This window comes from Flavobacterium adiutor (assembly GCF_048282555.1).
GTDB lineage: Bacteria > Bacteroidota > Bacteroidia > Flavobacteriales > Flavobacteriaceae > Flavobacterium.
The window spans coordinates 3585243-3604958 of the sequence record NZ_CP182487.1 but is presented as its reverse complement, the minus strand read 5'-3'; the positions used below and the strand labels follow the sequence as shown (position 1 = coordinate 3604958).

17 protein-coding genes are annotated in these 19716 nt (G+C 34.5%); 8 read left to right on the top strand and 9 right to left on the bottom strand.

Translation table 11 applies throughout. The features are described 5' to 3' along the window. Positions 1 to 298 precede the first annotated feature (298 nt). The 3 genes from ACNC7R_RS15265 (at position 299) to ACNC7R_RS15255 (ending at position 4549) form a co-directional block, all read left to right on the top strand. A complete protein-coding gene (locus tag ACNC7R_RS15265; protein ID WP_417941019.1) occupies positions 299 to 1396 on the top strand; it encodes an IS4 family transposase in 1098 nt (365 codons plus the stop codon). A gap of 74 nt (positions 1397 to 1470) precedes the next feature. Further along, positions 1471 to 2982 (top strand): carbohydrate-binding domain-containing protein, encoded by a 1512-nt coding sequence (locus ACNC7R_RS15260; protein ID WP_417941929.1) that lies wholly within the window; start codon positions 1471 to 1473, stop codon positions 2980 to 2982. Positions 2983 to 3343: 361 nt separating this feature from the next. Then, complete coding sequence (locus tag ACNC7R_RS15255) at positions 3344 to 4549, top strand: PQQ-binding-like beta-propeller repeat protein (protein ID WP_417941928.1); 1206 nt, start codon at positions 3344 to 3346, stop codon at positions 4547 to 4549. A 63-nt stretch (positions 4550 to 4612) separates the two neighbouring features. Here ACNC7R_RS15255 and ACNC7R_RS15250 read toward each other — a convergent pair whose 3' ends face one another. The 8 genes from ACNC7R_RS15250 to ACNC7R_RS15215 all read right to left on the bottom strand — a co-directional run bounded on the left by ACNC7R_RS15250 (position 4613) and on the right by ACNC7R_RS15215 (position 11795). Continuing rightward, complete coding sequence (locus ACNC7R_RS15250; protein WP_417941927.1) at positions 4613 to 5749, bottom strand: peptidylprolyl isomerase; 1137 nt, start codon at positions 5747 to 5749, stop codon at positions 4613 to 4615. Positions 5750 to 5779: 30 nt separating this feature from the next. Then, complete coding sequence (locus tag ACNC7R_RS15245; protein ID WP_417941926.1) at positions 5780 to 6856, bottom strand: peptidylprolyl isomerase; 1077 nt, start codon at positions 6854 to 6856, stop codon at positions 5780 to 5782. 16 nt (positions 6857 to 6872) lie between these two features. Then, positions 6873 to 7538: a gliding motility-associated peptidyl-prolyl isomerase GldI gene (gene gldI, locus ACNC7R_RS15240; RefSeq protein WP_417941925.1), complete on the bottom strand. Its 666-nt coding sequence runs from the start codon at positions 7536 to 7538 to the stop codon at positions 6873 to 6875. Between the two features lie 6 nt (positions 7539 to 7544). Beyond that, positions 7545 to 8549 carry a DHH family phosphoesterase gene (locus ACNC7R_RS15235; RefSeq protein WP_417941924.1) on the bottom strand — a complete coding sequence of 335 codons (1005 nt, stop codon included), beginning with the start codon at positions 8547 to 8549 and terminating at the stop codon, positions 7545 to 7547. A 159-nt stretch (positions 8550 to 8708) separates the two neighbouring features. Next, positions 8709 to 9965, bottom strand: coding sequence for a voltage-gated chloride channel family protein (locus tag ACNC7R_RS15230; protein WP_417941923.1), 1257 nt, complete (start codon positions 9963 to 9965; stop codon positions 8709 to 8711). A 76-nt stretch (positions 9966 to 10041) separates the two neighbouring features. Further along, complete coding sequence (locus tag ACNC7R_RS15225; RefSeq protein WP_417943178.1) at positions 10042 to 10428, bottom strand: RidA family protein; 387 nt, start codon at positions 10426 to 10428, stop codon at positions 10042 to 10044. 163 nt (positions 10429 to 10591) lie between these two features. Then, positions 10592 to 10897, bottom strand: a complete 306-nt coding sequence (locus tag ACNC7R_RS15220) for a chaperone modulator CbpM (protein ID WP_417941922.1) — start codon at positions 10895 to 10897, stop codon at positions 10592 to 10594. Continuing rightward, the gene (locus tag ACNC7R_RS15215; RefSeq protein WP_417941921.1) at positions 10890 to 11795 is read right to left on the bottom strand and encodes a DnaJ C-terminal domain-containing protein; all 906 of its coding nucleotides are present in this window, start codon (positions 11793 to 11795) and stop codon (positions 10890 to 10892) included. The genes ACNC7R_RS15220 and ACNC7R_RS15215 overlap by 8 nt, the downstream gene beginning before the upstream one ends. 323 nt (positions 11796 to 12118) lie before the next feature. On the opposite strand from ACNC7R_RS15215, the gene ACNC7R_RS15210 reads away from it, so the two are divergent. Next, positions 12119 to 12832: a hypothetical protein gene (locus ACNC7R_RS15210; RefSeq protein WP_417941920.1), complete on the top strand. Its 714-nt coding sequence runs from the start codon at positions 12119 to 12121 to the stop codon at positions 12830 to 12832. Positions 12833 to 12907: 75 nt separating this feature from the next. Here the strand turns inward: ACNC7R_RS15210 and ACNC7R_RS15205 are convergent, their stop codons facing one another. Continuing rightward, a complete protein-coding gene (locus ACNC7R_RS15205; RefSeq protein WP_417941919.1) occupies positions 12908 to 13435 on the bottom strand; it encodes a hypothetical protein in 528 nt (175 codons plus the stop codon). Between the two features lie 217 nt (positions 13436 to 13652). Between ACNC7R_RS15205 and guaA the strand changes: the two genes are divergently transcribed. The 4 genes from guaA to ACNC7R_RS15185 all read left to right on the top strand — a co-directional run bounded on the left by guaA (position 13653) and on the right by ACNC7R_RS15185 (position 19700). Continuing rightward, on the top strand, positions 13653 to 15182 hold the full coding sequence (gene guaA, locus ACNC7R_RS15200) for a glutamine-hydrolyzing GMP synthase (RefSeq protein WP_417941918.1): 1530 nt from the start codon (positions 13653 to 13655) through the stop codon (positions 15180 to 15182). 63 nt (positions 15183 to 15245) lie between these two features. Further along, positions 15246 to 17150 carry a LysM peptidoglycan-binding domain-containing protein gene (locus ACNC7R_RS15195; RefSeq protein ID WP_417941917.1) on the top strand — a complete coding sequence of 635 codons (1905 nt, stop codon included), beginning with the start codon at positions 15246 to 15248 and terminating at the stop codon, positions 17148 to 17150. Between the two features lie 94 nt (positions 17151 to 17244). Beyond that, positions 17245 to 19299 carry a PBP1 and LysM peptidoglycan-binding domain-containing protein gene (locus tag ACNC7R_RS15190; RefSeq protein ID WP_417941916.1) on the top strand — a complete coding sequence of 685 codons (2055 nt, stop codon included), beginning with the start codon at positions 17245 to 17247 and terminating at the stop codon, positions 19297 to 19299. After that, on the top strand, positions 19299 to 19700 hold the full coding sequence (locus ACNC7R_RS15185; RefSeq protein ID WP_417941915.1) for an OsmC family protein: 402 nt from the start codon (positions 19299 to 19301) through the stop codon (positions 19698 to 19700). The genes ACNC7R_RS15190 and ACNC7R_RS15185 overlap by 1 nt, the downstream gene beginning before the upstream one ends. Positions 19701 to 19716: the final 16 nt, after the last annotated feature.

Sequence of the window (19716 nt, the reverse complement as noted above, 5' to 3'; positions counted from 1 at the left end):
TCTTTAAGTCAGTTTTTTAAATCACTGTTATTAGATTGAATTTATGCTAATGATTTCTTTTGCCTCAAAAAAAAATACATTGACCTCATTTTATTGTCAGAGTTTTTAAATATACATATTATTGTAAATAAGTCTTTGATACAGGTATTATTGAAATATCGGTATAAAATTACTATCGATTTTTTTAGTACATGACAAAATTATATTTTTCTAAAAATCAATAATATACAGGTTAATTAATTTGCAAAAAAGACTGATATTTCGTACATTATAGAATTATTACGACATAATTTTTATAATGAAGAATACCAGTCTTGAGGGTAAAGATACAGAGCTTATTTCAGTTTTACAAGGTCATTTCAAAGGGAAACTCAATTTAGCAAGGGTCAAGCTCATTTGTTTATTTATAACGGCTTTATGCAAAATAAAAACAGTTAATTATGATAGGTTAGCATCGGGATTTGATACAACCGCCAATAAAAATAGCTCTTATAGGAGGGTTCAAAGATTCATGAAGGAATTTGACTTTCCTATGAAAATAGTTTCTTCTTTGATATTCAATATATTACCGGTAAGATGCGATTTGGTATTGGTCTTAGATAGAACCAATTGGAAGTTCGGAACTAAAAATATCAACATTCTAATGTTGGGAGTCAGTTATAAAAATGTTGCATTTCCATTGATGTTCAAAATGTTGGATAAACGAGGAAATTCAGATATACAAGAGAGGATTGATTTAATCAAAACCTACATAGAATGGTTCGGGAGGCAAAGTATAGATTGTCTCTTAGCTGATAGAGAGTTTGTTGGGGATAAATGGTTAGAGTTTCTAAACCAAAACAATATTAGGTATTATATTAGAATCAGAAATAATTTCAAAATTTATTCTTATCAAAAACAGGAAGAGATTAAGGCTTTTTGGTTATTCAATAATTTAAAAATAGGCGAGTTTTACCACTATCCGAGAATTGTGGAGTTACATGGTCAAAAATGCTATCTTTCTGGGAGCAAGACCATTGCTAGGGATGGAAAAATAGAATTTTTAATTATTGTATCATTCGATAAACCAGAACAAGCAATGGTTTATTATAAACGAAGATGGCAAATTGAAACTCTTTTTAGAGGTTTAAAAAGTAGTGGTTTTAACATAGAAGACACACATGTGACGGATTTAAAAAGATTAGAAAAACTATTTTCTCTAACAATGATTGCTTTTGTATGGTGTTATAAAATTGGCGACTATTTGGATGAATGCATCCAGAAAATAATAATAAAAAAACATGGCAGAAGAGCAGTAAGTATTTTCAAGTATGGATTAGATTATTTGTCAAAATTTCTTTTGACAGGATTTAAATCTTTGGAAAACAATATGTTTTGCTTTTTGTCATGTACTTAAATCGATTTTATTCCTTTTTCACCTCTATTTAATGGCATATTTTGCAAGTATGAATCTTTTAAATCCCAAAGAATATGAAAACAAAAAAATATTTCTATCTCTGTTTAGGCGTTCTTGCTATGTCCTGTTCTAAAGACAACGACAGCAATGATGATGAAACCAGCGTTACAACCAATACTCCTGTTACCATTAGTGCCACGACTGTAAAGGGAACAGCAGAAGGATCATCAGAGACCGGGGCAAATGAGGAAGATATATTGGCTAATTCCTCATTTGCTTCTACGGTAAAAATAACATTTAGCGGTACAAGTGCGACGGTAGAAAATGCAGTAACAGGAGTAACCGTTACCACTTCCGGTGCAGATGTTACTGTTACGTCGACTGTTGCAGGAGTCGCTTATGAAGTAACCGGCACTACCACAGACGGAATGCTTAAAATCTACAGTGATAAAAAATACAAGCTTACGCTGAATGGCGTGTCGATCAAAAATAATGATGGACCGGCAGTTAATATTCAGTCAGGCAAGCGTGCCTTTATTGTACTGAGCGGTACCAATGCCTTAGAGGATGGAGCAACTTATGCTACTTCTACCGAAGACCAAAAGGGAACTTTTTTTAGTGAAGGACAGCTTATTTTTTCGGGTTCTGGTACTCTAAACGTTGTAGGTAACAATAAACATGGTATTGCCGCCGATGATTATGTGCGTGTACAAAGTGGTACGATTAACATTACCAAAGCGGCTTCTGATGGGATCCATACCAATGATGCGGTTTATATCGATGGTGGTACTCTGAACATTATTGCGTCCAGTGACGGTATCGAAGCCGAAGAGGGGCATATTATCATCAATGGCGGAACCATAACCGCTACTGTGGCTGATGACGGAATAGTGGCTTCATACGATACAGATGATACGATCGATCCTTATGTGGTGATTAATGGCGGTACCATTACGATTACTACAACAGGTGAAGGCGGAGAAGGAATAGAGAGTAAAAGTACCCTGACCATCAATGATGGGACCATTTATGTCAAGGCTGTAGATGATGCCATCAATGCCGGTGATGCGATTTATATTAATGGTGGAACTATTGTAGCCTACAGTACGACAAATGATGGTATTGATTCGAATGGTACACTGACCGTAACCGGCGGAAGAATCTTTTCTACAGGAGCCAAAAGCCCTGAAGAAGGTTTTGACTGTGATAATAATACCTTCAAAATTACTGGCGGACTGCTGATTGGCGCCGGAGGAGCTACCAGTTCGCCAACTGCCAGCGTATCTACTCAGGCTTCTGCTATTTTGGGGAGTGGAAATGCGGGAACGATATTTAGTATATTAGATAGTGATAATGCAGAGGTAATGACGTTTAAATCGCCTGTGAGTTTTACTACATTGCTATTGTCCGGCAGCAAATTCAGTTCTGGTAAAACCTATAAATTGGTTACGGTTTCAACAGTGACCAGCGCTTCGGATTTTAACGGACTGTATCTGGGAGGAACATTTAGCAATCCTACAGTATCGTCAAGTTTTACACTGACCTCGATGGTGACCAAAATAGGAGGGAGCACCGGTCCGCGATAACACAATAATTTTGACTATATGAAAAACAAGTCTGTGCCTGATGAGGTACAGACTTGTTTTTGTTTATAAAAGGATCATCCTTTTACAATAAAATAAAATTAATCAAAAAATGTCATCTAATTTTTTTCAGGGAGAAGCATCGTATAATCGTAACAAAATCCTGTTCAAATCCTGCATAAACGACTCTATAGTACATAACTATAAACTTCTCAAACCCTCTAATAGTTTTTTACTATATTTGGCATAGATATTGGTTTGCTGTTGGTTTTTAATCAATCTGTATCGGGCTAATATTATAATTTAAATATCCGATTTCCACTTTTAAATAATTGTCCCCAAATCGAAAATCAAAATTTAAAAAATGAAACAAAAACTTATCATCCTTCTGTTTGTATTTACTGTTATAAATGTATTTGGACAAGTGCCGGTTACTTCAAAACCTATTGAGCCTAGTGATCCTGCTAATATCGTTTCAGCTGCTGATGTTTTCACTAATAAGACGATAAGACCGATAAAGAAGGTTCCGTTAGACGAAGCTTTAGTCCTGATTTATGATTACGACGGCACTCTTTTTACATTCGATTTAGAATCTGAAACAATTGCCTGGACTGTAAAAGCTACAGACTCTTTTACAGAGATGTGCGCAAACGGAGTGACACTTCTGGATGGGGTTTTATATGTTCCGTTTATCAACGGAGAAATTTTTGCAATTGATAATCAAACCGGTGAAATTTTTTGGAAGTCAAGATTAGGTGATAGTAAAGACCAAATTATACTAAAAAATCAAATTCCGGTCATCAATAATGGCAAACTGTTTATAACGACTCAAAGTCCAAATAATAACATTTATGCCCTGAATGTAAAAGATGGCAGTTTAGCATGGAGCAACAAGTTAGAAGCTACCAATAACGATATGCCGGTTCTGTTTTTTGACAACAAAGTTTTTACTCAAAGCGCATCAAATGTGTATAGTTTTGATGCCAATACAGGAAAACTTCTTAGTCAAAAAAGCTTTGAAGGAGCCATTTTGGGAAAACCTGCCACCGATGGCGAAATTATATTTATAGCCAATGAAAAAAATACAGTTTATGCTTTAACGCCGGATAAATTAGATATTTTATGGGAATTTAAATTCGATGAAAATCAAAATAATGTAAGGCAACATATAGTGGGTAAAGACAAAAAAGTCTATTTTGCGGCACAAGGGGAGGAAGTTTCTTCCCTATATGCTGTGGATGCTACAACAGGAACTCAGTTATGGAAAACGGATTTTAAAGCCGATACTATTGCGTATATGATTGAAGAAAGTGATAACATCTGGGGATATACCCGAAAAGGAAAACTTTTTCAAATAGACTTGACGAACGGCGAAATAGCATTCGAAGTTAAATTAACCACCAGACCCATTTCAAATTTTGAATTTGCCAGCGATGATGAATCCTTGTTTTATTTTTCCGATGCTGCTTTAATTCAATTTGAATTTAAAACAAAAGACGAAAACGAAGTTTACCTGCGGACTTCAATTAAAGATGATCCTTATAGCGCCTATGTGAAACTGATTCGATAAAAAAAACAGGCTGTCCGAAAAGTAAGGACAGCCTGTTTTTTTTATAAATTCTATCGAAAATTTTTATTGCTGTTTTGCAGAGGTTTCAATCTCAAAAATCAACGTTGCATTTGGCGGAATGACACCACCGGCACCTTTTTCCCCATAAGCCAAATTTGAAGGAAGAAAAAAGATGGCTTTATCTCCGTCTGTCATCATATCAAGGGCTTCAATAAATCCGGGAATCATACCGTCTTTTTTACCTACCGTAAAAGGAAAAGATTTATAACCTCCCTGTGCATCCCTGTTAGGGTTATATTTTCCGTATGCTTTTTCTACATTTGGCATACTGCTGTCAAAAAGATTTCCATCTTCAAAATATCCTGCATAATGAAAATAAATCGTAGATCCTTCGGCGCCTTTTACGCCATTTCCTTTTTGTGTAATTACATATTTTAGACCAGAAGCAGTTGTTGTGGCTTTAGCTTTCATAGCTGCAAAATAAGCCGCTTTTTCTTTAACTACTTTTTGCGCTTCTGCTTTTTTAGCTTCTTCCTTTTTAGCATCATCAGCAATAACTTTTAAGGCATCAAATTTTTTGGCAGCAGCACCTTTACGCGTTATAGTGATTTTTGTCATAATATCATCCTGAACAATTTTGTTTACATTGTCCATTCCTGAAACTACATGGCCAAAAATAGTATGTTTACCGTTTAACCACGGCGTTTCTTTGTGTGTAATGAAAAACTGGCTTCCGTTAGTAGCCGGCCCGGAATTAGCCATCGCCAAAATACCGCCTTTGTCAAATATTAATTCATTTACGAATTCATCTTTAAAGGAATATCCTGGACCTCCAGTGCCGTTTCCGTCAGGATCACCCCCCTGAATCATGAAATCATTGATTACTCTGTGAAATTTTAATCCGTCATAAAAAGGCTTTCCTTTCAGTTTTTCAACCTTAACGTTCGGATTAGTACCTTCAGCCAAAGAAATAAAATTGGCAACAGTAACAGGTGCTTTTACATATTCCAGAGTTAAAACAATATCGCCTTTTGTTGTTGAAATTGTAGCAAAAATACCTTCGTTAGGATTTTCCTTCGGATTTACTTTTGCCTGTGTTTTTGTTGCAGGTGCTTTTGATTTTGCTACAGGTTTTTTAGTGGTTTGCGCCTGAATATTAAGTATTGCCAGGCAAAAAAGAAATAAAAATTTATATTTCATTATAGTTCAGATTATGTGTTCTTAAATTTTTTATGGCTTTTCTAATAATTGAATTTCGAAAATAATATTAGCATTTGGAGGAATAACACCACCTGCACCGGTTTCGCCATACGCCAGATGTGACGGAATAAAAATAACGGCTTTATCTCCAAAAGAAAGCTGCTCAATTCCTTCAATAAACCCAGGGATCAAGCCTTGTTTACTTCCGGCCGTAAAAGGGATTGGCTGATATCCGTTTGCATCGGCTTTTGCCTGAATAAATTTTCCAAACGTTTTTGAGATCTCCGGAGAACTGGAATCAAATAAAGTTCCGTCTTCTAAAAAACCGGAGTAATTAATATAAACTTGTGTACCTGCAGCTGGTTTTTTTCCTGATCCTTTTTCAGTAATTACATATTGTAAGCCACTATTTGTTTTCGTAGCTTTTGCTTTTAAGGCAGCAAAAGAAGCTGTTTTTTCTTTCTGAATTCCGGCATATTTACTTTGCTCTTTTGCAATCTCTGAAAAATAATCATGAAATACTTTTACAGCATCGAATTTTTTAGCTTCTTCACCATTTCTGATAATAGTTACAGCAACAATAGTGTCGTCCTGAAGAATTTTATTGACTACTTCCTGATCTTTTGCATCAACGACATGTCCAAAAATAGTATGTTTATTGTCTAGCCATGGAGTTTCTACATGTGTAATAAAAAATTGGCTGCTGTTTGTTCCTGGCCCGTTATTAGCCATTGCCAGCACACCTGGTTTGTCAAATTTTAAATCTGAGAATTCATCTTTAAATTTATAACCTGTATCCCCAGAGCCTGTTCCTTCCGGATCTCCGGTCTGAATCATGAAATTTTCAATAACCCTGTGGAATTTTAGTCCATCAAAAAAGGGCTTTTTTTTCAGGTAATCTTTCGTTACAAATTCATTTTTGCCTTCTGCTAAGGTTATAAAATTCGCCACAGTTACAGGTGCTTTTTTATAATCTAGTGCAACTATAATATGCCCTTTGTTTGTTTCAATATCAGCATATAAACCATCCGGTAAATTGCTATGTTCGTTTTTACAGGAATAAAATGAAGTAACGGCTAATAGTAATAATAAAATACTCTTTTTCATTTTTAAAATGTTGTTTTTATGGGTTTATTGTATCTTTTTTAGCTACAGATGCCGGTTTTGACGCTGCAGTTTTTGGAGTTTGTCTCGTTGTTTTTTGTTTTGTGGAGTCTGCAGCCGGAGCTCCTGCTGCATTAGGGTCAGGAACAAAATTGCGTAAAGTAACGGTACAGATTAACGATTGATTGGTTCCGATTTTTTTGTTGTCTCCATGATATCCGTACGCAATATGGGATGGGAACAGGAAAGTTACGGTTTCATTTTTATGCATTAATTTGATTCCGTCTCTCAATCCCATCATGATGTCTTGTTTGTCTACATAATACGTTTGTGGACCAAGTTCAGCTTCAGAATAGATGATTTTGCCCTCAATGTCTTTTATCTCTAAATTAAAATAGGCGATATCTCCTTTTTTAGGGGTTTGAGTATCCGTTAGATTTCTTTCATCATAAGTTAGCCAATACCCCTTTCTGGTGGCATAGTATTTTACCTTTGGATTGTTTTTGATGATTTTTTTTATCACATCTTCTTCACTCGCAACCAGTTTTTTGTTTCTTTCAGCCGATTTTTTCATAAAGGTACCTGAAGCCTGGGAAATAGGTCTTCTGGCTTCTTCATTTTGCTTACAACTAATAAATAAAACAGTAAAAAGCAAGGTATAGATACTTCGTTCTAAGTGGTTCATATTGGGTTATATTTTTAGTTTAGTTACCAAATCTTCAAACTTTTTCAGGGTTTCTTCCATTGAAACTTCAGATTTTCCACCGGCAGCATTGATGTGTCCGCCACCATTAAAATAATCTCTTGCAAACTGATTTACATCAAATCCGCCTTGTGAACGAAAAGATATTTTAATAATGTTTTCTTCTTTATTTTCGATAAAAATAGCTGTAAAAACAATATCTTTTATGCTTAATCCATAATTAACAATTCCTTCTGTATCCCCTTTAACATAATTAAAAGAATCCAATTCTTCCTGAGTTAAGGATGTATAAGACGTTTTATGCGCTGATAAAATTTTCATATTCTGCAAGGCGCGTCCCAGTAGTTGTAAACGGCTGTATGAACTATTGTCAAACAATAAAACCGGTATTTGGGTATTATCTGCGCCTAAATCAATCAGTTCTGCTACTATCCGATGGGTATTTCCTGTCGTTTTAGGAAAGCGAAAGGAACCTGAATCGGTTAATATTCCGGTATAAATGCAGGTTGCGATAGTTTTGTCGATATCTTCTTTTTTGTTTAAAAACAGAATGAAATTGTAAATCATTTCACAAGTAGAACCAAAAGAAGTGTCAGAATAAGTGTAAGCTGCGTAATCATGCGGTTTTTCATGATGATCGATCATGATAAAAGGAACTGTTAGTTTGGCTAAAGTATGTTCCATTTCACCTGTACGATGAAAAGCATTAAAATCAAGTGTAAAGATCAGCTCGGCTTCTTCTAATATTTTGGAGCAGTTTTGAGTGTCTTTTTCAAATATTTTCACAGTTTCAGAACCTGGGAGCCAGGCTAAAAAATCAGGAAAGTCATTTGGAGCAACGACAGTTGGCTGATGATTGTTTTTTAATAAAAAATGGTATAGTGCTAACGTAGAACCCATAGCGTCGCCATCTGGTCCTCTGTGCGGAATTATTGCAATTTTCTTTGGGGCAGCAAGCAACAATTGTATTGCCTGAATATCTTGTATTTTCATAGTGTGCGAATTTACATTTTTTTAATCTAATGCTGAAATCATTTTGTAGATTAACACACTTTTATAGGTTGGAAGTTATAAGTTAAGAGTGATAAGTTTTTGAGGAGAGACTTATTTTGCAGAATGCTTAATGTACTGAAAAGGTATTATAATTTATAATCAAAGGTTTTTTAACTCTCTTCTTTGTAATTTCTGATAGAGTTTATATTTGGCGCCTTTTACAATTTGAGATTTATAAATCCCTACAGAACCAGAAGAAAAATAAGCAATTGTACAGGCAATCGCAATGAAAATTCCGGGTTGTACTCCAAATAATTCCATTCCCATAATAGTACAGGCAATAGGAGTGTGGGTCGCGCCTGAAAATACAGCTACAAATCCCAAACCTGCCAACAGTGCAATCGGCATTGGAATAAAAAGGGTTAGAGTGCTCCCTAAAGTAGCTCCCACAAAGAATAGCGGGGTTACTTCACCGCCTTTAAAGCCAGCCCCTAAAGTGAATCCGGTAAACAATATTTTAAGCAAAAAATCATACCATGGACTGACATTTGAAAAAGAATCCACAATTATTGGAACGCCTAATCCAGAGAATTTTGTAAAACCAAAACCTGCAATGGCAATGGCTAAAATGATTCCACCAATAAAAGGTCTTAATGGCGGAAATTTTATGTTTTTTGAGAAAAAAGAGCTCCAAAAATGAACATTTCTGGAAAAAAGCAAAGCCGCTAATCCGGATACTATTCCAATAATAATCGTGTAAAATACTGTAGTGAGATTAAATTCAGGAACAATTGGGATGCTATAATGTGTATGTTTTACCTGCCAGAACTCAACAGTAAAATAAGCAACATAAGCCACTAAAAACGATAAAACGATGCTCTTAAAATTGATTTTACTGAAATATAAAACTTCAAGGGCAAAAATAGCGCCTGCCAAAGGTGTCCCGAAAACAGATGCAAAGCCTGCACTGATTCCCAGAATAATCAGAATTTTTCTTTCGGAATGATCTAATTTGAAAAATTTCGTAAACTGATCGGAAATTGCACCTCCCATTTGTACAGCAGTTCCTTCGCGTCCGGCTGATCCACCAAATAGATGTGTGAGTAAGGTTCCCAGGAGTACTAAAGGAGCCATTTTGAACGGAATGACTTTTTGAGGGTTTTCATATTCCTCAAGTAGTAAATTGTTCCCTTTTACAACAGATTCGCCCCAATAATAATAACTGAATCCAACTAATAATCCGCCAAGAGGCAAAAACCAGATAATCCCCTCATGTTGAATTCTGAATTTTGTGACATATTCCAGTGAAACTAAGAAGAAAGCTGATGCAGATCCTGAAAAAAAGCCAATTAAAGTACAAATGAAAGACCATTTGAATATTTTCTGGAGTGTTTCTTTTAGTTTTTGAAGGTTCATTTAAAAAAGTTTGCCACGAATTTCACCAATTAAAACGAATTTTAAAAGTTCCTGATGAAATTCGTGGCAAAAAAAATTATTCCTGTACTACAGCTGTAAATTCAATTTCGACCAAATATTCAGGTGCAACCAGTTTACTGATTTCGTAAAAACCGGTTGTGGGCTTTACCTCTTTGAAAAAAGCAGCATGCGCTCTTGCAACCTCTTCAAAAGTAGCAATATTGGTTGTGAAAATTCGGGTTCTGATAACGTCTTTCATTCCAACATTTAAATCTTCTAATACTTTTTCAATGCGTTCCAGAATATTATACGTTTGGGCATAAGCGTCATCGGCTTTTACTTTTTCGCCATCAACAATAGCCACAGTGCCGGAAACTTCAATGATATTGCCAATTCTTACGGCACGACAATATCCCATTTTGTCTTCCCACGGTGATCCTGTTAAGATGTTTTCTCTTTTCATTTCTTCTGTTTTATTGAATTGTTTCATAAAATTTTAAAACAAATTCAGGTTAATTAAATTGCATTGCAATTTATAAAATATGCCATCAAAAAGAGATAAAATTATTTGAAATCATGCTGTAATTCGCTCTTTTTTGTGATATTTAAATGATGGATATAAGTAACTATCCGATTTGATTTTGTTCAAAAAGCCGGAGCCTGTTTTGAGCATTATTCAGGCTTTGCTGCAACACTTCAATCCTGTTTAATAAATGCGCTATAGCATCAATTCCTTCAAGATTTATTTTAAGATCGTAATGCAGCCGGATCATTTTCTCAACAGTAGGGAGTTGTTCGGGCTGCAGATATTCATCTTCCTCTAAAGCAATAATTTCAACAAGCCCATAATTGCTCAGTTCTGTTATAAAAGTATTTTCAATTTCGTGATACAGACAAAATTGCTTAATCTGAATTAAATTTTTGTTACTCATGATTTCTTATTTTAGCTAATTCCTGAAATAATTCTTTTTCCTTTTCGGACAATTGGGTCGGGATTTTTAATTTATAGGTAATAAATAAATCACCAAACTCATTTTCCTTTTTATACACCGGAAATCCTTTTCCTTTTAGCTTCACTTTTGTTCCGGTTTGTGTTTCTGCCGGGACTTTTATTTTTACTTTTCCATCAAAAGTTTTAACATTAATCTCACCTCCCAAAATGGCAGTATATAAATCAAGATCTACATCAGCGTACAAATTATTGCCTTCGCGTTTAAAATCAGCATTGTTTTCAATCAGAAAAGTAATATATAAGTCTCCGTTAGGTCCTCCGTTTGCGCCTAATCCGCCATGTCCGGGGATTTTAATAATCTGACCGTTTTCTACACCTGCAGGAATCGTAATTCGGATATTTTTTCCGTTAACGGTTAAATTTTGTTTGTGAGTAGTATAAACAGCAGCTAAATCCAATTGTAATTCTGCGTTGAAATCCTGTCCTCTGTATTTAACCTTATTTCTGCCGCTTTGTCCAGATCCGTACATAGAATTGAAGAAATCTGAGAAATCGCTTTCTGAAAAATCACCGCCAAAACCTGAAAAATCACGACTGTTTTGCTGATTTGTTGAATATTGCTGCTGCTTCGGATTGTAGCCGGCTTTTTCAAATTCATCTGCATGTTGCCAGTCTTTTCCATACTTGTCATATTTTTTACGATTTTCAGGATCGCTTAACACTTCATTGGCTTCATTTATTTCCTTGAATTTTTTCTCTGCTTCCTTGTCATTCGGGTTCAAATCTGGATGGTATTTCCTGGCAAGCTTTCGATACGCCTTTTTAATATCGGCCTCGGTCGCTGATTTTGTTATTCCTAATGTTTTATAATAGTCCATAATAATCCATTTTTTCTGATTTTTTTGAAATAATACATTTAGATCATTAAGTTAAGAATAAGTTGTTAATTATCAAAATGATGATTGGTTATTAGACTATAAAATAATTGTGTTTTCTGAATCGGCCTTGATTTTATTTTTTTTGACTAATTATATTTTATAAAATGATACTCAAGTGGCAGGTTTTTTGATTCTAAAAATTAGCTTAACAGAGTGTTATAAAAGTCATAAAGTTCTCTCTGCAAATTAAATTATGTTATTTTTGCGATATGGGATTTTTGATTTTATAAAATTTTAAAGCCGATTCGATAGCCACTTTTTCAATGAAGCATATTTTATTTTTTATATTGTTTTTTACAGCACTGACAGTTTCTGCACAGGGAGAATTTAATTCAGGTTATAAATCTATTCCCTCTCCAAAGTTCAATGCTAAACCCAAAAAACTTCCTGCTCCGGAAGTTAAAAACCCAGAGTCTCAAAATACCGATATTCCAGGTATTAAGACACCAAATGTTTTTGATAATACCAGTATAACTCCAAAATCCAGTTTTACAATAGGGGAGGAAAAAAGCAAATTTTCGATGTCAACAGAAAATAAATTTGCCAATCCTGGAGATCGTTATATTCCTAAGATGGAAAAAGATCTGGATAAGGCCTTGAGAGAAGCCGGATTAAAGGAGGACAGGGGAGAATTGGTTAAGAAAAATATTTCTTTAGGGGATTTTAAAACTAAATCGGCCTACTTTATTGTAAAATTCAGGGATTTTGGGGCTATTGATGGCGATTTAGTTAAAGTGTCTTCAAATGATCAGGTTATTCAAAACCAGTTATTTCTGGAAAGTAATTTTAAACAAGTAAGAATAATGCTTGCAGACGGGTTTAATAAACTCGATTTTGAAGCATTAAATATAGGTTCTTTGGGAGGGAATACTGCCGAAATTCAGGTTTTCGATGACAAAGGAACATTAATTACCAATGATTACTGGAATAATCTTGCGGCAGGTTTTAAGGCATCTATTATTGTTACCAAAGAGTAGTTTTGAATTGTTAAGTTCTGTTTTTCTTTATGTAAACAAAAAAAAGAACTTAACATGTTGGTTACTTGATTATACTTACAATGGACCTGCAGTAACCCTAAATTTCATATTTGCTTTTATCGTTACATCTTTTGTTAAGGTTTCCTTTAATGTAACTTTTGTTCTGATTTTGTAGCTGTCTGCTTTAATGTACTCGTCTAATTTGCTATCCGTACAAATTAAATGAATCGAATTTGCTGTAGTGCTAATGTTATCCTGATAAGCTAACTCGATTTCATTAGACTCCGTTGTTGAGATGTACAAGTGTATTGATTTTAGAAATGTAAATGTTTTGTCTGAAGGATCAGAAATTGCTAATATCAAAGATCTAAGCTTAACATCTTTTACCAGGTTTGCTTTGGTTTTGTTATTTTCAAATTCAGAAGATGAATTTGTAGTCACTTCAGGTGTAATAATCTCTGAAGGTAAGTTGATTGGGGAAGTACTTTTGATTTTAATTGAAGTTTCATTTGAAATAGAGAAGGTTAATAAATCATCGATGACATCACAAGAAGTTAAAAAGACTGACATGCAAAGTGCCAAAGCAATACGTTTTGTTTTCATAGTTAAAATACAATAGTTTTTTTTCTTAGATACGAGATTTTCTTGTAAATGGTTTTTCTTAATGATGCAAAGTTACAAAGGTTGATGTATTTAAAATTTGATCTTTGAACCTTTTGTAAGTTAATCTATTTGGAACTAAAACCGGGGCAATGTAAAAAAAATAATTTTTTTCATTGTTCCGATTTTTCAATTTCGAATTTAAAAAGTATTTTTGCGCATGCAACATAACGTACTTATTTTAGATTTCGGATCGCAATATACTCAGCTTATTGCGCGTAGAGTTCGCGAATTAAATATATTCTGCGAAATTTTTCCTTACAATCACTTTCCTAGTGATTTATCACCTTATAAAGCTGTAATTTTAGGAGGAAGCCCTTTCTCTGTTAGAGGAGAAGATGCACCACATCCTGATTTATCGCAAATTAGAGGTAAAATGCCTTTGCTTGCCGTTTGTTACGGAGCTCAATATTTAGCTCATTTCAGCGGTGGAGAAGTGGCAGCTTCAAATACCAGAGAATACGGAAGAGCTAACTTGTCTTACATTAAAGAAAACGAAACTTTCTTCGAAGGAGTTTCCGAAAACAGCCAGGTTTGGATGAGCCATAGCGATAGTATCAAAGCGCTTCCAACAAATGCTGTAAAATTAGCAAGCACGCATGATGTAGAATATGCAGCTTACAAAATTGAAGGCGAAACTACGTATGCCATTCAATACCATCCTGAAGTTTTTCATTCTACAGATGGATCAAAAATGCTGGAAAACTTCTTAGTTAAAATTGCTGAAGTTCCTCAAAACTTTACACCAAACGCTTTCGTTGAAGAGATGGTGGGAGAGTTGAAAGAAAAACTAGGGAATGATAAAGTTGTTTTAGGACTTTCTGGAGGAGTAGATTCTACAGTAGCAGCAGTTTTATTAAACAAAGCAATCGGACAAAATTTATATTGCATCTTTGTTAATAACGGACTTTTGCGTAAAAACGAATTCCAAAATGTATTAGATCAATACAAAGGTATGGGCTTAAACGTAAAAGGTGTTGATGCCGGAGATCGTTTTCTTTCTGAATTAGCCGGAATCAGCGATCCTGAAACCAAACGTAAAACCATTGGCCGTGTATTTATCGAAGTTTTTGATGATGAATCGCATTTAATAGAAGATGTAAAATGGTTAGCACAAGGAACTATTTACCCAGACGTAATTGAATCTGTTTCGGTAAAAGGACCATCTGCAACTATTAAATCACACCACAACGTGGGCGGATTGCCGGATTATATGAAATTAAAAATTGTAGAACCGCTTAGAATGCTTTTCAAAGATGAAGTAAGACGAGTAGGAGCTACATTAGGAATAGACCCGGAATTATTAGGAAGACACCCTTTCCCGGGACCTGGATTGTCAATTAGAATTTTAGGAGATATTACGCCGGAGAAAGTTAGAATTTTACAAGATGTAGATGCTGTTTTCATTGAAGGATTAAAATCCTGGGGATTATACGACAAAGTTTGGCAGGCAGGAGCCATTTTGCTTCCGGTAAATAGTGTTGGGGTTATGGGCGATGAGCGTACTTACGAAAAAGTAGTGGCGCTTAGAGCGGTAGAATCAACAGACGGTATGACGGCTGACTGGGTTCATTTACCTTACGATTTCTTGATGAAAGTGTCAAACGATATTATCAACAAGGTAAAAGGCGTGAATCGTGTTGTTTACGATATTAGTTCAAAACCGCCAGCAACAATTGAGTGGGAATAATAACATAATTTAAAATTAAGGTCTTACATTTGTAAGGCCTTAATTTTTTATAACCTACTATTTATGAGAGGATTTTTAACGATTTCTCTTGTGTTTGTTTTCTGTTTTAACGAAATAACTGCGCAAGATTCAATTATTGAACACAAAATTCAAAAAGGGGAAACAGCTTATTTTATTGCCCAAAAGTATAAGGTTTCTGTAGATGAGATTTACAAACTCAACCCCGAATCCCAAAACGGAATCAAAGACAACCAGATTATTAAGATTCCTGTTCATTCTCTGCAAAAAATAAATCAGGACGAGCATACTATTCATATTGTTGGTGAAAAAGAAACATTATACGGTTTGTCAAAAAAATATAATGTTTCTGTGGAAGCCCTTCAAAATGCTAATCCAATGCTGGTTAACGGACTTCAGATAGGTCAGCAACTAGTAATTCCGCCAAACGCTTCGAATACTTCAAAAACTGAAATTTCCATATCTTCCAAGCTTACACATCAGGTTGTTGCGAAAGAATCGTTGTTTAGTATTGCCAGACAATACAATGTTTCGGTTCAGGATTTGGAAAATCTCAATAAAAATATTTTGATTAACGGTTTGCAGATTGGCCAGACCATTTCAATTCCAAACAAAAGAAAAACGCTCGATGGAAGGGTTCGTGTCATCAATCAGGAAACGGTTTTTCATGTAGTGGAACCCAAAGAAACTAAGTTTTCGATTGCTAAAAGGTACGGTGTTTCGATTGATCAACTGGAAACTCAAAATCCTGAAATCGTAAACGGACTGGTTGTAGGGAATAAATTAGCCATCAATACTACAGCCATTAAACCAGCAAACGAAAGCGAAGAACTGATGATGGCTCTTGCCGAAAAGCAAGTTGTGGTTGAAAAAACAAAAGCAAAAACGGTTGAAATTGATGATTTAAAAGACAGATTGATTGTTCAGAAAGAAATGAATCAGAAGATTATAAAAATAAATGATCTGAAAATGAATCTGAATGATCTGAATGGTTCTAAAGAAAATTCGGTTGAGAAACTACGATTGGTTTTAGAGGCCAATAAGAATGTGCAGGATATTTTGATGGCAAAATTAGATTCATTGGTCAATACGATGAATAATGATTTGCTTGAATTAAAAAGAATGGATATTCTGAATATTGATGAATCAAAACGCTTAGAAAAACTATCCTATGAAAGTATTGGAAAAACAAATGAGTTATCTTCTGGGCTTAAAAACGAATTAGCTGAAAACCGAAAAGCATACGCTGATTTAATGAATAAAGTTGAAAAGATAACTGTTGAGGAAAATCAGGAATATAAGAAAAAAATCCGCGAAAGCGAAAAAAAGAACAATACCACCTCAATACAGCAGCGGCTTTCATTAGAAGAAATCAAACGATATAAAATTGATCAGGAACAGGGAGATGCAAAAAATCAGCTTTTAATTGCAAAAATTGACTCGCTGGATATTCAGAAAAAAATAGAGGTAAAAAGACATATTAGTAAAGCTTCTTATTACAGTATGGAAGCCAGAAAATTTGATGATAAACTGGCTTTGGTAAAACTAAAGAAATATCAGGATGAAGCTGTTAAAAAATCAAATGGTACAGAAACTTCAAAAATTGTTTCATTGGAGGAAATGAAAAAGGAACTCAAAGAAAATCCGTTTAAAAACGAAAAAAATATAAAAATTGAAGTTTTTGATAATCTTAAAGAAGTTTTAAACGGCTATTATTTGGTTTTAGGTACATTTACAGATGCTGTTCCAAGAGATCAGTTTATTATGAAGCTTATTGATTCAGGTGATTTTAATGCTAGTTTTTTCTTTAATATTAACAGTCTTTCTTATTATGTTTATTCTGATAAATACAATAATATGGAAGAAGTGCTGTATCAATGCAAGAAAAAGGAAGAAGATGAGTTATATAAAAAGATCATTATTGCTAAGGCAGAAATAGATCTCAGGTAATAATTAGTAAAGAATTAACTTTCGGTCTGATTTTTGTTTTAAGCAGAAATTAGTATCTTGTTCACATTAAAGAATAATTGTTTTAATATCTATTATGAAATATTTTTTCACCGTATTTTCTGTTGTTTTTTTTATAACGTGTTCTGCTTTTTCTCAGGGAAAGGTCATTAAATACACTGTTTCAGCAGGAGAGACAATCAATCAGATTGCACAAAAATTTAAGGTTACTCCTTATGAGATCTATGAATTAAATCCTGATGCGAGAATTTCTTTGATGCCGAACACCGTTTTATTAATTCCGAGCAGAACTGCAAAAACGGCGTCGGTTAAAAAAGATGAAAGTTCAGCCAAAAAGAATCTAAATCCAGAAGAGGTGGTACACGAAGTACAGCCAAAAGAAACTTTTTTTAGTATTGGAAAAAAATATGGCATTTCTGAAGAAGATTTGAAAGCTGCAAATCCAATTTTGGAAAAAACCGGTGTTCAGATTGGTCAGAAATTGGTTATTCCGGCAAAAGGTTACGCTGCAAAAAGTGCTGCTGCAGATAAAAAAACGAAAGAAAAGGGATCTGAAAAATATGTTTATCATGATGTTGTAGCAAAAGAAACCAAATTTTCTATTGCAAAAAAATACAACACCACTATTGAAGATTTAGAAAAACGCAATCCTGAAATTGTTTCTAATTTGCCTGTTGGATATCGTTTGACTATAAAAGGAACGGCTCCAAAATCAGAAACCACAGCTTCAGTTGTAAATGCTGCAAAACCTGCTGAAACTTCAAAAAAAGTGACTACTTATATGGAATATCAGGTTAAACCTAAAGAAACCTTTTATAGTTTAGGAAGAACATTTCATCTTACTCAGGAGGAGCTGACAGAATTAAATCCATCTCTTTCTGAAGGGGTAAAGGAAGGTATGGTGCTTAAAGTTCCATCAGGTTATTTAGCTCCTGTGCCGATCATTGTAAGAGAAGAGCCAAGACAAGAGACAGAAAAGTCAACAGAAAATAAAGGTGGAATTCAAATACTTGAAAAGGTAAAATCTGCCGACCCTGAAGTGGTTGAATTGAGTAAAAAGAGAGGTCAAAACGAACGTAAAAAGCTAGTTTTGCTATTGCCTTTTAATATAGCCAAAATTCAAAATGATACTGTAGGATTTGCTAATCGTGTAAAAACAGATAAGTTTTTAAACATGACTCTGGATTTTTATTCAGGTGCCATGATGGCAATTGATTCGGCAAAAACGTTAAAACTGCCAATAGATATTTCAATTTATGATTCGCAGGAGACAAAAAGTACTTCGAATATTCCGAGTCTGATTACGCAAAATAAATTACAGGATGCTGATGCCATTATAGGGCCATTTTATCAAACCAATGCTGAAACAACAGCTAATACACTACGTTTACATAATGTTCCGGTGATTTCGCCATTGTCTAAAGATGCTGCGAATCCAATTGATAACTTATATCAGTCAATACCCACAACAGATGTGGTTAGAAATACGGTTTTTGATTATATGCGTTCTAAAAATGGTAATATTGTGGCTGTAGTTGACAAGAAAAAAGAATCAGTTATCAACTATATCAAACAAAACCAAAAAGGAGTTGTTTTTGCTTCTTTAACGGAAACCGGAGCTCTGGATGTCGCCAGCCTGAAAAGTTTATTACTGCCAAACAAGATGAATTATGTAGTAATGGAGACTGCTAATACCGCCATGGTAAAATATACGATTAAGGCTCTGATTGAGGCGCAAAAAACATGTCAGATACAATTGGTGATTTTAGAGCCAAACAGTACTTTAGATACAGATGAAATCTATTTTGAAAATCTGGTAAAATTAAAATTAATGTATCCGTCAGTTTCCCGCGAGAGCGACGAACCCCGCGTTTTAATTTTTGAAAAAGAATACAGACTGAAAAATAAGGTGAATCCAAATACCTATGCAACCCGTGGCTTTGATGTAACTTTTGACACCATGATGCGTCTGGTTCAGGGAAAAACGTATCAGGAAACTGCGGATTTAATGACAACTGAGCAAGTTGACAATAAATTTCAATATTATAAAAAAGAAGATGGTGGACACGCAAACAAAGGTGTTTACATTTTATATTACGATTCAGACTTAACTTTAAAAGTAGCAAATTAATGACATCCAAAGTAACCTATTTAGGCGATTTAAGAACAAAATCAATACACGTGCAATCGGGCAGCGAAATCATTTCGGATGCACCTTTAGATAATAACGGAAAAGGAGAAGCCTTTTCTCCAACAGATACAGTAGCAAATGCTTTGGCAAGCTGTATGTTTACCATTATGGGAATTAAAGCCCGTGATTTAAATGTAGATTTAGTTGATTCGACAGCTGAAGTAACCAAAATTATGAATGCTGAACCAAGAAGAATTGGAGCCATCGAAATTGTTTTTGAAATGACAAGTAATGCTGATGAAAAAAATAAAACAATTTTAGAACGTGCCGCAATGACATGTCCGGTATTTTTGAGCCTTCATCCGGATATTGAAAAAAAAGTTACTTTCAACTGGAAATAAAAACATAATTGCAAAA

Coding starts and splice junctions, on each gene's coding strand:
- ACNC7R_RS15265 (WP_417941019.1), top strand. CDS start 299: ATGAAGAATACCAGTCTTGAGGGTAAAGATACAGAGCTTATTTCAGTT.
- ACNC7R_RS15260 (WP_417941929.1), top strand. CDS start 1,471: ATGAAAACAAAAAAATATTTCTATCTCTGTTTAGGCGTTCTTGCTATG.
- ACNC7R_RS15255 (WP_417941928.1), top strand. CDS start 3,344: ATGAAACAAAAACTTATCATCCTTCTGTTTGTATTTACTGTTATAAAT.
- ACNC7R_RS15250 (WP_417941927.1), bottom strand. CDS start 5,749: ATGAAATATAAATTTTTATTTCTTTTTTGCCTGGCAATACTTAATATT.
- ACNC7R_RS15245 (WP_417941926.1), bottom strand. CDS start 6,856: ATGAAAAAGAGTATTTTATTATTACTATTAGCCGTTACTTCATTTTAT.
- gldI (WP_417941925.1), bottom strand. CDS start 7,538: ATGAACCACTTAGAACGAAGTATCTATACCTTGCTTTTTACTGTTTTA.
- ACNC7R_RS15235 (WP_417941924.1), bottom strand. CDS start 8,549: ATGAAAATACAAGATATTCAGGCAATACAATTGTTGCTTGCTGCCCCA.
- ACNC7R_RS15230 (WP_417941923.1), bottom strand. CDS start 9,965: ATGAACCTTCAAAAACTAAAAGAAACACTCCAGAAAATATTCAAATGG.
- ACNC7R_RS15225 (WP_417943178.1), bottom strand. CDS start 10,428: ATGAAAAGAGAAAACATCTTAACAGGATCACCGTGGGAAGACAAAATG.
- ACNC7R_RS15220 (WP_417941922.1), bottom strand. CDS start 10,897: ATGAGTAACAAAAATTTAATTCAGATTAAGCAATTTTGTCTGTATCAC.
- ACNC7R_RS15215 (WP_417941921.1), bottom strand. CDS start 11,795: ATGGACTATTATAAAACATTAGGAATAACAAAATCAGCGACCGAGGCC.
- ACNC7R_RS15210 (WP_417941920.1), top strand. CDS start 12,119: ATGAAGCATATTTTATTTTTTATATTGTTTTTTACAGCACTGACAGTT.
- ACNC7R_RS15205 (WP_417941919.1), bottom strand. CDS start 13,435: ATGAAAACAAAACGTATTGCTTTGGCACTTTGCATGTCAGTCTTTTTA.
- guaA (WP_417941918.1), top strand. CDS start 13,653: ATGCAACATAACGTACTTATTTTAGATTTCGGATCGCAATATACTCAG.
- ACNC7R_RS15195 (WP_417941917.1), top strand. CDS start 15,246: ATGAGAGGATTTTTAACGATTTCTCTTGTGTTTGTTTTCTGTTTTAAC.
- ACNC7R_RS15190 (WP_417941916.1), top strand. CDS start 17,245: ATGAAATATTTTTTCACCGTATTTTCTGTTGTTTTTTTTATAACGTGT.
- ACNC7R_RS15185 (WP_417941915.1), top strand. CDS start 19,299: ATGACATCCAAAGTAACCTATTTAGGCGATTTAAGAACAAAATCAATA.